The sequence below is a fragment of the Microbulbifer sp. MLAF003 genome (assembly GCF_030012965.1).
In the GTDB taxonomy this organism is placed as follows: domain Bacteria; phylum Pseudomonadota; class Gammaproteobacteria; order Pseudomonadales; family Cellvibrionaceae; genus Microbulbifer; species Microbulbifer variabilis.
Genome location: NZ_CP120232.1, coordinates 2,366,816 through 2,380,875, shown reverse-complemented (window position 1 = coordinate 2,380,875; position 14,060 = coordinate 2,366,816). Strand labels below are relative to the sequence as shown.

The window sequence follows — 14,060 nt, the reverse complement described above, 5'->3', positions numbered from 1 at the left end:
CACGTGGAGTGGCAATAGTCTTGAATGAAGCGGCCATAGAACTCCACTCAACGACAACCATTAGTGCTACTAAACAGGCCTCGTTCCTGCGCCTTTCGGTTGGTGAGCTGGTCGCATTTTCCTGTCGAAGCGGCGACCTGATTAATGACGCAGGTTCCGGCCCCTCCGCCCAAGAGGGCATTCGCACACACCAGAAACTGCAAAAGAAGCGCCCCAAAGGCAGTGAAGCTGAATATCCATTGCAAGTTCAAGTACGATGTGAAGGCTATGATGTGGTTCTTACTGGCAGGGTGGATATCTTTCACCCGCAGGCAGATCTGCATACCCCTGAACAGATCGATGAGATCAAAACCACTTACTGCCCTCCTTCCAAATTACCAGAGGCTATTCGGCAGTTGCAGTGGGCTCAGCTAAAAGTCTACGGATTCTGTTACTTGTTCCAGCAAAGGCATGGGCAAGGAGGCACCGGTGAGGGCAGCGATCGTGTGGCACTGCAAATGCTCTGGTACAACCTTAAAGAGAAGAAGCCTTACCCGGAATTGCAGGAGTTCAACTGGGAAGCACTGGAGAGTTTCACCCTCGCTGCGCTTGCAGATTATATCCAATGGCACAAGAGCTGGCAGGAACATCGTCAACAGGTGGCTACCAGTGCCCAAGCCCTGGCATTCCCCTTTCCCAAGTATCGGCCAGGCCAACGTCAGCTAGCCGTAGCCACCTATCGTTGTTTGAGAGATGGTGGCGAGTTGGTCGCAGAGGCGCCCACGGGAATCGGTAAAACCATCAGCACCCTATTCCCTGCCATCAAGGCCCTGGGAGAAAAGCAGCTAGACCAGCTGGTTTACCTTACTGCAAAAAACTCAGGACGGCAGGTAGTCAGGGAAACCGTAGAGAGCCTACATAAGCGTGGCCTAGAGTTATCCCTGCTGGAAATACAGGCCAGGGAAAAAACCTGTGCCTGTAGTCTTGGTATGTGTAGCCGCGACCAGGAGGGTGTTTGCCCACGCACAATAGGTTTTTTTGACCGATTGCCGGCTGCGCGCAAGAAACTTCTAGGCTCACCTCTTCTCTCTCCGCAACTGCTGGCAAAAGTCGCAGAAGAATTGCAGCTGTGCCCCTTCGAGCTGTCCCTGCAAATGCTGCCTTGGGCAGACCTCATAGTATGCGATTTTAACTATGTATTTGATCCCCTAGTGCGACTGACGGCTCTACAGGAGCAGAGCCAGCGCCGTGCGCTACTTATGGATGAAGCCCACAATCTCAGTGACCGCGCCTGTGATATGTACAGTGTGACCCTGAGCCGCAAGGAAACCCGCCGTGCCGCGGCAAGCTGTAAAGGAAGTCACCCCAAGCTGCAGCGCAGCATCCAGGCACTGGTGAGGGCGATTGACCGGTGGGTTAAACAGCTTAGAGATCCTGAAGCCACCAACAAAAGCCACGCTCAATTAAACAAATCAGGCTCCGAAGTGTGGGTGACTTCTCTCACATCGCCAGAAAACCAGCCGGTGACCGTTTCCAGGGCAGCCCATAAAGTGCTCTTAACAGTCAGTGAGCTATGGGAGAGCTCTCAATCGCCGCCAGAGGAAATTAGCGAATGGCTAAAGTCCATTTACCGCTATGTATGTATTGAGCAAGACTTATCTGAACAACATCAAGCTCTCACTCGGGTATTTGACGCGGGCACGCCCTGGCAGGAGCAGCAGTTCAAGCTGCTTTGTTTGAATGCCGCTGGGTATATCCAGCAAACTATTCGCCAGTTTCATGGAGTTATCTTATTTTCTGCCACCTTGCGCCCGGCAAATTATATCTTTCAGCAACTGGGGGTGAACAGCTCGGCTCCATACATGAAGCTACCCTCTCCCTTTCTTCCATCACAGCAAGGCGTCTTCCTCTGTCCATATGTTGATACCCGCTATAAATCACGTAATCAGGCTACAGAAAACTTGGTAGAGATCATCGCTCGTACTTACCAGGGCCATCCAGGTAACTATCTGGTGTTTTTCCCCTCGTACCGATTCCTCCAACAAGTGGCAGTCGCATTTAAGCAAAGCTTTCCTGAAGTGGATTTATTGCAGCAGGAACCTGGGGCCAGTGAAAGCCAGCGCGCAGCATTCCTGGCAGCCTTCACTGAAGGTTCCCGTACTTTGGGCTTTGCAATTATGGGGGAGTTTTTGGAGAAGGCGTAGACTATGTGGGTAATAAACTGATCGGTACCATCATTGTGGGTACCGGCCTGCCACAAGTTAATGAAGAGCAGGAGTTGATCCGCAAGGGTTTTGATGATGGAACCCCAACCACGGTGGGTACTGGTTTTGATATTGCCTACCGCTATCCAGGGTTAACCAGGGTTTTGCAAACAGCAGGGCGAGTAATTCGCTCAGAATCGGATCGTGGAGTGATTGTCCTGGCTGATTATCGCTTCACTGACAGGTTTTATCAGTCACTTTATCCGGAACACTGGAATCTCGAAATATGCAGTAACGGTACAGCACTTTCGAAAAGTCTGGAGGCTTTTTGGAATAGCTGGCTGAAATAGGCAGTTTCACGAAAAAACTGGGGCAAGTAAAACCTTGCCCCAGCCGATCAGGACTAGTTCACACTTTTTGAGTGGTAAACAATCGCTTGCCAGACGTTCTGCTGCCCGCCGATGTAGTTCTCAAAGGTGGGGTTCTTGATATAGTTCCAGGCAACTTTACCGTTACCCAGATACATTGGCTCATCCAGTCCGCCCCACCCGTAATCGGTGAGTTTTACCGGCCCCTCGAGCACATTCAAATCCGCATCAATCTCCATCACATAGTAGGCTTTAGGTACCAGCATACGCATGGCCTCGCCTTTCTTGTTATAGCTACGATTGTATGGAAGGTTATCGGAAATACACTGGAATTGTGCATAGCCAAACAGGTAGCGTCCATTCTTCAGGTCGACCAGTTGCGGGTCGCTAATCTGGCAATCTGAGTCTTCAGCCAGCCATTTGATGCCGACCCCCTCAATATTGCCTTCCCAATCAACCTTGGCGATACCCACGCGAGTTAAGGAAGATTTATCCAGGGCGCCGCCAGAATAGAGTCCTTGCCTTGGTATCAGTGAATAGTCACCCTCATCATATTCGATTTCCTCGAGATACGAGAAGAAGCAATTCTTATTGGCCTTATCAGCACATTGATCATCAAAGGGACCATCTCCACTGGTATCAATACCGAGTGTATCCTGTAAGAACCTATCCATATCCTCATCTTCGATGTACTTCGGTGAAACGATAACAGATAAATTAGTATTAGCATCAACTGGGACTACTGTGTGCCCTCCCCCGTTGGAAATCATTGCACTTGTTGTAGGAACCACGTGATTGTAGGTGCCTTCAAGGACTGAGGAGCCATCATCTTCCATTTTGATAGCAATTGCATTCAAGCCAGGAGAGGGATGATATTTATTCCCATCACTGGTACAGAGCGCACCAAACATTTCGTTGCCAGGGTTATAGAAAGCCCGGATATTCAGTACATGACCATGTCCACATAGCCAATACCACCCCCTACGCTCATCCCCCGTCATGGTCATTGACCAGTCATCCCGGTCGATCACTGTAAGTCCCGCAGAATAGTGAGAACCGCTAACCAGTACTCGAGCAGTCACGGAAAATGCATAACTGGTTCGTCCCTTACTGTCATCCTCAACATATAATAGTTCTTGGGTGCCAAGATGAGTGCCACCATGCATTTTATTAACGACGTAAGCATCAGGTACTTCGGACAAAGGCTTGTTATCCCACTCCATCAGCCAAATCTGATCGTTATACTTTTTCTCATTATCGGTACCTGCAACAGCGTCAAGATTGTCCTCAATCTTCATCCAGCCAATACCGTGCTCTTCAATTAGATCTTTCTTAACATCGTATCGCTCACTAGCCTTATATTCTGTGTTACACAAAACAGCAACCCTGGAGCAGTCTGCGCTAGCTGTTATACCGTGAGACTCATAACACTGTTTCAGAATCGTGGTATTGCCAGTTTGATCAAAACTTGAAGTTTCAGGGTTGTATTGGAGTTCATAGACGGAGCCATAGGTTGGATTTGAGGCACTTTGTCCTTCAGATAAGGTCGTGGATACAAACATCCTAGGCTTATCTGTATCAGTCGCGCAGGTCGCAGTGTAGCTACGAATAGGGATATCGATATTTTCTTCATCTTGCTCACTATCTGTTCGGCCAATATAGTGTGCAAGCTGGTAAACTTCCCGGGCGTTTACCATTGCATCAGGCAGGGTGATATCTGTAGCAGTTATTGTGGCAAACCCCAGATCGGAAGTAGAAACATCTCCGACCGTTACGGTTGAGGGATCATTATCTGGAAGCGGAGTGTTACTCCCAGTATCGCCGGACCCACTACCATCTCCCTGGTCTCCGCTACCCTGATCACCACCATTGTTGCTGCCACCATCCCCTACGGCTGGTGTCTCAGGTTCGGAGTCTGAAGAGCCCCCACCCCCTCCACCGCAAGCTGCCAACGCCGCGGTTAATGCCAGTACCAATAATTTCTTGCTAAATAACTTGTCCATAAACGCCTGAAGTTCGTGTTTTTTTGATTTTGAAGTTAGGTGGAGATTAAGAGATTAGTTCCAGTAAGTCGCGAAATGAAAATACGAAAAGAATTTTATTTTTTCGTGAATAATTTTCTGTGTCGCATTTAAAAAAATGAAGAAACTAAAGCCTGCCTATATCGGTGCTTTTCTGACGATATTTGTCACCTATATACAAATTGGGTGAAAAATACACTCCGCTAACAAAAAGACTCATGAAAGCAGCTGATCATACTCGCGTAGCTACTTTCCAAAGTTGACTTAAAGGGATTCCAATTTTGATTCTTACCGAGTAACCGGTAAGCTTAATGGTCAGACAATAAGCATTTAGTGATGGATCTAATAAGCACTTAGTAATGAAGGGATCACAATTGCCTCACTTACTGAAGTAAACTTTGCTCAGTAAGTGAAGCGCTATCACTCCTAGATGTATTTTTGTACTGCCCAAAAGAAAGTAACAAAGGGATTAAGATTAGGGTAATCGGTGTAGCAAATAGCTCCCCGAATACCAGGGATATAGCCGCTGGCTTTAAATATTGGGCTTGCTCGCTGGTTTCGGCTAATAAGGGTAGCAACCCACAGATAGTAGTCACCGTAGTTAAGAAAATTGCCCTTACGCGACTTTTCCCAGCTTGAAGTAGCGCTGTTTTTACTGGTACGCCCTGCGCGTAGAGCTGATTAAATCGGCTCATTAAAACCAGGGAATCGTTAATCACTACCCCAGTCATTGCCATCATTCCAAACAAGGATAATAAGCTTACTGGGAAGCCCAACAGGCCGTGTCCAATAATTGCCCCTGCAAAGCCCATTGGAATCACCGACATAATAATCAAAGGTTGCCAATAGGATTTTAGTGGTATCGCCAACAAAACGTAGATAAGTAAAAGCGTCAGCAACATGGACTTTTTAAATCCAGCCTGTACTTCTACTATTTCGGCGAATTCACCAACGGCTTTAATTTGGACACCCGGATAAAGGCGCTCCAGTTCTGGCACCAGCTCTTCTTTTAACCGCTCCCAGTTGTTTTCCGGTGAACTGACAGAGCGATTCTGACGCCAATAGATACTGACCACTTCATCGCGATTACGTCGATAAATAACCTCGGGTTCACGCTCGTACTTAAGCTGGGCAATTTCGCCTAAGCTTACATAGCTGTTGTTATCCAGGTTAATAGGTGTAGCTTTTAACTGCTCAAGTGTTTTAGTTTCTGTTTGAGGAAAGCGAGCCAACACTAGAGTTTCTTCACCTTTATCCAACAGGCGATGTATCTCAATCTGGCCGAATGCTCCCCCTATCAGCACTGCCAGATGACTTTGATCAATTCCCAGGCTGGCTCCCCGCTCATTGACCGTAATTTTCAGCTGTCTTTTGGCAAGTTGGCTATCATCGTATACATCGTTCACACCGGGTAACTCTGCGAGTAGAGCCTTGAGGCGGCCAGCCACTTGTTTCGCCTGATCTCGATTGCTGGCAGACACCGCAATGGCAGTATCCCCCGCCGGCTCTTCCGTAAGGCTAAACTTCACTGCATAGCTTCCCTCCAGGATACCTGTTTGCAGCCGCAGCTCCTCTAAAAAGCGGTTGCTCTCTACTCTGGCCAGGGCATCATGTGTTAATTCCGCTGTCAACTCTATGGTCTTGGTGCCTTCCTTTGACACGATATATTTGCTAACAGGTGACTCCGGCAACCCATACTCCTGTTGCAACCTATTTGCGGTGCGCTTGATGGCCTGTTCAAGTTGATCGGTATTACGTTCCGTTAAAGTATTTGCAGCTCCATGCTGCATAGTGACTTTAACCGTGGCATAGCGTCCGGGAATTTCAGGGAAGAATACTGAGGCGATATGCCCCTTGAACATAGCGCCATAGGCCAGCAGCAGAAAGGTGGCAAATAGACTAATGCTTATTTTCCGGTTTGCCAGGCTCAATGACAAAAGCGGAATATATATCTTATCCGAAAATCGATTTAATAAACGGTTACATTTCTCTCTGGCAATCTCAATCCATCGTTTTATTGCGCCACTAGTTTGAGCATGTGTATTTGGATAGCTTAAATGCGCAGGTAATATAAATTTGCTCTCAATTAATGAAAATATCAGTGCAAATATCACTACAGCAGAGAATCCTGACAGCACCTTTGCCAACTCATTTTCAATCCATAGCATCGGTGAGAAGGCCGCGATTGTAGTCAATACGCCAAAAACTGTGGGCACGGCTACGGCTTCAACCCCCTTCCAGGCAGCTTCTTTGGTGTCAGTTGTATTTTGTCTCGCCTGGTGAATACTTTCACCGACCACAACGGCATCATCTACCAATATCCCCAGTACCAAAATCATACCGAATAAAGTGATATCGTTGATGCTGTAATCCAGGGAAGGAAAACCCATCAATGTAATCGCACCAGCCAGGGATATGGGAATACCTAAGGCAACCCAAAAGGCCAGCCGCGTATCTAAAAAAAGCACCAATAGCAATAAGACGATTAATAATCCCTGCAAGGCGTTGGAACTTAGCAAGTCTAATTGCTCGGAAATATAGGGAGACATATCCGCCATTACATCCAACTGCATGTTCCTGGGTAATGTCGATTCCAATGATTCTAATACTGATTTTGTGGCTTCATGGATATGAAACAGGTTGTCTTTTTGGCTGGTGGATACCATCAGTGCGACTGCAGGTTGCCCTTGATATCGAACAATACTGTCGGTTTGCTCATAATCTCGCTTAACAGTAGCGATATCACTGAGTCTCACTCGTGCCGTCGATGTAGTGATAATGGGGATATTCCTCAGTTCCGCCAAGTTGTCAGCCAGGGAACTGCCCTGCAGCACAATATTTCCATTGGCCGTTCTTAATTCACCACTGCGATATTCCACTGACCACTGGCGAATACGTTCCGTTAGGTTCTCAAGAGACAAACCGTAGCGTTGAAGTTTCCTGAGGTCTGGCTCTATAGCCAATAGTTGCTTTCTTTTCCCCAGATTTGTCACTTTGGAAATAGCAGGATGTTTCTTAAGCACTCGCTCTACTCGTGAGGATACCTGCTGAAGCGAATCATTATTGTCACCACCGTAGACCATGACAAACGCCGCAAGATTCGTATATTCACTGCGATAAATACGCGGCCGCTCCGCCAATGCGGGAAAGCCTTCGATACTTTCAACTTGATTGCGAATATCTTCAATCAAACGATCCAGCTTCACATTAGTATTTTTTTCACTACCAATGAAGCGTAACCTTTGCTTGATTGGCTGGTTATGCGCTTTATTCCTGCAACACCACTAATAGCTTCCTCAATACGCTGTGTAATGCTCTCATCGACCTGGCGGGCAGTGCCGCCGGGGTAGACAACGGAGATTTCGACTTCCGTAGGTGGAATTTGTGGAAAGCTTTCCACCCGCAGATTTTGAAAGGTCAGCAAGCCTGCAACCAGAATGAAAGCCATGAGAAGGTTAGCGGCAACTGGGTTATCCAGGAACCAGCGTGAGAGTGTTTTCATTTCCAGGCCTTAGTGGATAGTCATTGCAACCGCTTGACCTTCTACAAAGTTGGTCAAAGGAAAGCGAATAAGCTGACGATTCTGGTGGGGTCGATTCTTGTAACGAAATAGAACCGAATCCGGCCGCATATCCAGTAGCTCTATCTCTTCCAAAAGGAGTGATTGTTCAGAAACGCTCCATACTTTCCCATCTTCTGTAAGAACCGATGCCGGTGCACTGACAACATAGCTCTGCGTGTTGCCTCCAAACACTACATCAACCTGCTGATCGGCGAGCAAGGGAATTTCGCGCTGAAAGGGGTTAGCCACTTGCAACATAAGGCTGCGCTGGCGGGTGTCCGCATCCATGATTGGGCTTAGGTAACGGACCGAGGCCTGCCATTGTTGTCCGTCAGGCGCCTCTATAGTGATTTTGCAGGGATCTTGCTGAAGGCCGTTTAACCGCTGCCAAGTCTGCTCAGAAAGCTCAACTTGGATATCCAGGTACTCACTGGCTGCTACTCGAAAGAGTACATCCCCCTCATTTATCCATTGGCCAGGATGGATTAAATCGGCAATAATCACCGAGTCAAAAGGCGCTTTAATTTGTGTATCAGCCAACCTCTGCTGTGAGGATGCGAGAGCTCCCTTCGCCGCTTCTCGATTTGCCTCTGCGGCTTTGACATGCGGCTCCAGTCGGCCAAATGATGACTTCGCTTTATCCCCTCGTTTTGCCACGTATTGACGCGTGAGTATCTCGGCCAAGTTGAGTTCAGCCTCTGACACTCTGGCTTGAGCAGCACTGAGCTCAGCCTGATAAAAAGTATCCTGTAGCGACGCCAGTATTTCTCCTTTCCTAATGAGATTGCCCGGCATTGCGTGGTTAGCAATATGGGTGACACGCCCGCTGACTGAGGCGATAACTTCAGTCGCCCAGCGGGGTTGTGTTATGCCTGTTGTTTTGACTTCAAGCTGAACATCCGCCGGTACTGCCTCCACGACAGTAACAGTAAGGCCAAACTCTTTGGGCTTCTCCACCATGGCTGCTGGCTGTTGCTCAACCATAAGCCACAGCCCCACCAAGACCAGCAAGCTGGTGGCAGCAATACCTGCAGCCCGCCGCTTTAACCAGATTCCCGCAATTTTCATCATGCCTAGACAACTTACAAGTTATGGAACACACTTGCACCATAAATTGTAAGGCATTATGATACAAGTATGTTCCATAAAGTTCGGGTAATAAATCCATGACTGATCACCTAGATGCGCGTATTCAGAAGTCACAAACTGCGATCATGAAGGCAGGTATGGAACTCCTGAGTAAAAATAGGGAGGCATCCTTTAGCGATATTGCCCGGGCGGCCGGAGTTGGGCGCACTACCCTTTACCGTCTTTATGACACGAGAGAAAAGCTGATTAAGGCGGTTGCGATTCACTGCCTGGAGGCATTTGATAAAGCGACCGAACACTTGGAAAGCGAGGCTGAATCGGCTCTGCAAGCCTTCCACCTGATGTTTAAAGCGATTTTTCCGCTGTCGGCCGAAATGGAGTTTTTAATGAAGTTGGGAGACTTTGATGAAGATGACCCAGAGCTCACCGCTATCTATGAGAAACAAGAGAGTGAAATCGCGACATTGGTGGAATACGCAAAATCTGAAGGCAGCCTGCCCAAGAAACTTCCTACTTCCTGGGTGGTAAACCTGATAGAGGGGCTGCTTTATACATCCTGGCTAACAAAAAATGCAGAATCCATAGATCACGATACGCTGGCCGATTTAGCGTTTCACACATTTTGCAATGGCGTTGCTCGTTAAGCATTGAGAGAGTTGTTAAATGACTCAGCCAGTTACCACTGTTTCAAAATCAACAGATGATGATTATACGAAAGGCAAGCACAAACATTCTTTACTTTCGATTTTTACCCGATTTAAGTGGCGAGTATCTCTGACCCTATCGCTGGTCGTTATTGAAACACTCCTCGAACTACTTTTTCCACTTGCCATCGGCTGGGCTATCAATAGTCTATTAGAACAGTCCTATGATGGCATTTATTTATTGGCAATCTTGGGCACTATCTCTGTCCTCATGGGAAGTGCTCGAAGATTTTACGATACACGAATCTATGCACATATTTACCAGGTAGTTACGTCGGAAATGGTGGCCCGTGAAAAAGCAAAAAGGCAGTCGGTGTCGACTATCACTGCACGCTCCAGTTTATTAACTGAAATTGTCGAATTCTTTGAAAATAGCCTGCCAGAAGTTATTACCGTTTCTATTGGTATGGTGGGTTTGCTCATTATCATCAGCGCTATCAATCTCAACGTCTTTCTGGCTTGCCTGGCAATTCTCGCTTTGATTATCCTGATCTATTGCGTAATCGGAAATACCAATTACCAGCTGAATGAATCTTATAATAATGAGCTGGAATATCAGGTTGATGCGCTTAAACAACCAAATGTTGAGCATGCAAAAGCCCACTTCCGGCGCCTTATGCGGTGGAATATTGAATTGAGCGACCTGGAAACAGGCACCTACTTTATATTGTGGACTGGGATAGTCGCTTTGTTTGTTTACGCTCCCATAGCGGCAATCGATGAGGGCCTGGTTAATTACGGATTAATAGTTGCCTTATTGATGTACGTTTTCGACTTTATCGGGAAGGTCTCTGCGTTACCACTCTATGTTCAGCAGGTTATTCGTTTGAAGGAGATTTCTAATCGGATTGGATCATAAGAAAAAGAGGCGGGAATACAGTGTCTCGCGACTGGGAGTATGAATTAGAGTCAATTTTTATTCTTGCCTTAAAAGCTGCTTCAATTAGTCGAATAGGAATCCCTGTACTCCAATCACTTAAACGAAAGGACCACTAGACAATTGTTATCTAGCAGCAAGTGTGAAACTCGCTACTACTTGTGCAACACACCCCAAAATACTGCACCCTACCCCTATTACCCTAGTACTGACACCTTGATATTTAAATGTTTTTCAACTAGGCAGCTTGTCATCCGGGCACAACATAGTGTGCCAATTGAATCATAAAGCACCATATATAGTGATCCAGATCAAGCACTCCTCTCTTGCACTTCTTTAAGCTTCCCGCACAATCTGTGAAGGAAGGCCCATGACAAGTACCACTACCCCAGAAATTGACAGTGCGATATCTCCTACTCAAAACCTAAGCAGTTTTCTGGTGCGAAAGCGGGATGGGCGCGCTATGGCTTTTGATTCTCAACGTATTACTTCAGCACTTGTGCGAGCCGGGCGGGCTACTGGTGAATTTGGTGAGGATGAAGTTGATTGGCTAACCCAGGGCATCCTGAAAGTGATTAATCATCGCTTTGATGCAGCGACACCAGTCGATATTGAGGAAATCCAAAATATCGCCGAGCAAATATTAATCAATTGCGATTACATAGATACAGCACGGGCCTACATCGCCTATCGGGAGCGACATGCTCGCATACGTAATGATCGCCAAACACTGGTAGATGTTGGGGCTTCCATCGAAGAATATCTGGAGCAGGCGGACTGGCGTGTCGCTGCTAATGCCAACCAGGGCTACTCTCTCGGCGGCCTGATTTTAAATAGTGCCGGTAAAATGATTGCCAATTACTGGCTAAATCATGTCTATTCCCCGGAGATTGGTGCAGCCCATCGGGATGGCGATTTACACATCCATGACCTGGATATGTTGGCCGGCTATTGCGCAGGCTGGTCACTTCGCACCCTGCTGCACGAGGGGTTGAATGGGGTTCCCGGCAAAGTGGAGTCTGCACCGCCCGCCCACTTGACCAGTGCAGTTGGGCAGATCGTTAACTTTCTTGGCACATTGCAAAACGAATGGGCTGGAGCCCAGGCATTTAGCTCCTTCGATACTTATCTCGCACCCTTTGTACGCAAGGATCAGCTGGATTACGCCAGTGTGCGCCAGTGCATGCAAGAGCTGATTTTTAACCTGAACGTGCCATCCCGCTGGGGCACCCAGACTCCCTTTACCAACCTCACTTTCGATTGGGTTTGCCCTCAAGACTTGCAAGACCAGGTGCCGGTGATTGCCGGCAAAGAAATGCCATTCACTTATGGTGACCTGCAGGTGGAAATGGACCTGATTAACCGCGCCTATATTGAGGTGATGAGTAAAGGGGACGCGCGCGGCAGAGTCTTCACTTTCCCAATTCCAACTTACAATATCAGTGAGGACTTTCCCTGGGAGAGCGAAAATGCCGAGCGGCTATTTGCCATGACTGCCCGCTATGGACTGCCCTACTTCCAAAACTTTATTAACTCAGACCTCAGTCCAAACATGGTGCGCTCCATGTGCTGTCGCCTACAACTGGACCTTCGAGAGCTGCTTAAACGGGGCAATGGATTATTTGGCTCCGCGGAACAGACCGGCTCTCTCGGTGTAGTAACGATCAACTGTGCACGTCTGGGCTATTTGTATAAGGGGGACTGGGACCTCCTGCTCGCCCAGTTAGATAAACTACTGCTACTTGCACGGGATTCCCTGGAAGTGAAGCGCAAAGTGATTCAGCGGCATATGGACGCCGGCCTGTTTCCCTACACGCGTCGCTATCTTGGCACACTGCGTAACCACTTCTCCACCATTGGCGTTAACGGCATTAATGAAATGCTGCGAAACTTTAGTGAAGACCGTGAAAGTGTCGTCACAGAGCCTGGTAAAAAGCTTGCCGAGCAGTTGCTCGATCATATTCGTTTGCGAATGACAGAGTTCCAGGAACAAACCGGCCACCTCTATAATCTCGAAGCCACACCGGCTGAGGGAACTACTTACCGTTTTGCCCGCGAAGACCAAAAGCGCTATGAGGACATTATTCAGGCTGGCAGCACGGAAGCACCTTACTATACCAACTCATCCCAGCTGCCAGTCGGCTTTACCGATGATCCTTTCGAAGCGTTGGCTCGGCAGGAATCCCTACAATCCCGTTATACGGGTGGCACTGTGCTGCACCTATACCTGGGCGAACAACTGCCAGATGCCGATAGCTGCCGCCGCTTATTACAGCGCGCCCTGAAAAATTATCGGCTGCCCTATATCACAGTAACTCCCAGCTTTTCTATATGCCCAGTACACGGCTACCTGAGCGGCGAACACGAATTCTGTCCCCGCTGCGATGAGGCTCTGCTCGCTCGTGAGCAATCTTGCTGCAGCGATTAAAACCAACCACCAAGGAGAGACATCATGAATAAACCAACCTCACCACTCAAAAATGAAGAGCGCACCCGCTGTGAAGTCTGGAGCCGGGTGATGGGCTATCACCGCCCAGTTTCCTTCTGGAATCCAGGTAAACAATCGGAACACAAGGAGCGCCGCTTTTTTGTTGCTGGTAGTGACAAATAACCATGACTGAAAAGCTGCGCATTGGCGGTTTTACACCATTTACCGCTATCGACTTCCCTGGTGAATTGGCCGCGGTGGTCTTTTGCCAGGGATGTTCCTGGCGTTGCCGCTACTGCCATAATGGTGATCTGTTGCCGGCCCGCGCGCCCAGTGCCTACGACTGGGACCAGATATTGGGGTTCCTCGCCAGCCGGCAAGGACTGCTGGATGCGGTGGTATTTTCTGGCGGAGAGCCAACTGCCCAGGGGGCACTGGAAGCAGCCATTGCCCAAGCCCGAAGCCTGGGGTTTAAGATAGGTTTACATACTGCCGGGATCTACCCTCGGAAACTGAGTCGTTTGATCCCCAGTTTGGACTGGATTGGGCTGGATATAAAAGCGTTGCCGGAAAATTACCCTGCCATTACCGGGGTAGATGGTAGCGGTACAGCACCCTGGCAATGTGTAGAGCTACTAGTCGAGGCGGGAACAGCAATGCAAGTACGCCTTACCAGGCATCCTCACCTCACCAGCGATGAGGAGCTAGCTCAAATTCAGGAGAAGCTTCGCAAATGCGGTGTTCATCATTTAGAGGTGCAGCGCTGCAATACCGAGCAAGCGCTTGACCAAACTCTGAATTTTATTTCATAGGGCTAGCAAGTTTGGC

General features: G+C 48.2%; 9 protein-coding genes and 1 pseudogene. 6 read left to right on the top strand and 4 right to left on the bottom strand.

All coding sequences use genetic code 11. The annotated features are described in order from the left end of the window. The first annotated feature begins 8 nt into the window (after nucleotides 1-8). Nucleotides 9-2,183, top strand: coding sequence for an ATP-dependent DNA helicase (locus P3339_RS11485; RefSeq protein WP_282953488.1), 2,175 nt, complete (start codon nucleotides 9-11; stop codon nucleotides 2,181-2,183). 5 nt (nucleotides 2,184-2,188) lie between these two features. Then, nucleotides 2,189-2,533 carry a helicase C-terminal domain-containing protein gene (locus tag P3339_RS11480; RefSeq protein ID WP_282953487.1) on the top strand — a complete coding sequence of 115 codons (345 nt, stop codon included), beginning with the start codon at nucleotides 2,189-2,191 and terminating at the stop codon, nucleotides 2,531-2,533. Nucleotides 2,534-2,586: 53 nt separating this feature from the next. Here P3339_RS11480 and P3339_RS11475 read toward each other — a convergent pair whose 3' ends face one another. The 4 genes from P3339_RS11475 to P3339_RS11460 form a co-directional block, all read right to left on the bottom strand. After that, nucleotides 2,587-4,554, bottom strand: coding sequence for a hypothetical protein (locus P3339_RS11475; protein WP_282953486.1), 1,968 nt, complete (start codon nucleotides 4,552-4,554; stop codon nucleotides 2,587-2,589). Nucleotides 4,555-4,955: 401 nt separating this feature from the next. Continuing rightward, nucleotides 4,956-7,778, bottom strand: a complete 2,823-nt coding sequence (locus tag P3339_RS11470) for an efflux RND transporter permease subunit (protein ID WP_282953485.1) — start codon at nucleotides 7,776-7,778, stop codon at nucleotides 4,956-4,958. Continuing rightward, on the bottom strand, nucleotides 7,775-8,074 hold the full coding sequence (locus P3339_RS11465) for an efflux RND transporter permease subunit (protein WP_282953484.1): 300 nt from the start codon (nucleotides 8,072-8,074) through the stop codon (nucleotides 7,775-7,777). Before P3339_RS11465 ends, P3339_RS11470 begins: the two co-directional genes overlap by 4 nt. A 9-nt stretch (nucleotides 8,075-8,083) precedes the next feature. Next, nucleotides 8,084-9,205, bottom strand: coding sequence for an efflux RND transporter periplasmic adaptor subunit (locus tag P3339_RS11460; RefSeq protein ID WP_282953483.1), 1,122 nt, complete (start codon nucleotides 9,203-9,205; stop codon nucleotides 8,084-8,086). A 95-nt stretch (nucleotides 9,206-9,300) separates the two neighbouring features. Between P3339_RS11460 and P3339_RS11455 the strand changes: the two genes are divergently transcribed. From P3339_RS11455 to P3339_RS11440, 4 genes and pseudogenes are all read left to right on the top strand, one after another. After that, complete coding sequence (locus tag P3339_RS11455) at nucleotides 9,301-9,867, top strand: TetR/AcrR family transcriptional regulator (RefSeq protein ID WP_282953482.1); 567 nt, start codon at nucleotides 9,301-9,303, stop codon at nucleotides 9,865-9,867. A gap of 19 nt (nucleotides 9,868-9,886) precedes the next feature. Then, nucleotides 9,887-10,786 (top strand): ABC transporter six-transmembrane domain-containing protein, encoded by a 900-nt coding sequence (locus P3339_RS11450; protein WP_282953481.1) that lies wholly within the window; start codon nucleotides 9,887-9,889, stop codon nucleotides 10,784-10,786. Nucleotides 10,787-11,174: 388 nt separating this feature from the next. Then, nucleotides 11,175-13,415 (top strand): annotated as a pseudogene (locus tag P3339_RS11445) (ribonucleoside triphosphate reductase). A 2-nt stretch (nucleotides 13,416-13,417) separates the two neighbouring features. Further along, nucleotides 13,418-14,044, top strand: a complete 627-nt coding sequence (locus tag P3339_RS11440; RefSeq protein WP_282953480.1) for an anaerobic ribonucleoside-triphosphate reductase activating protein — start codon at nucleotides 13,418-13,420, stop codon at nucleotides 14,042-14,044. Nucleotides 14,045-14,060: the final 16 nt, after the last annotated feature.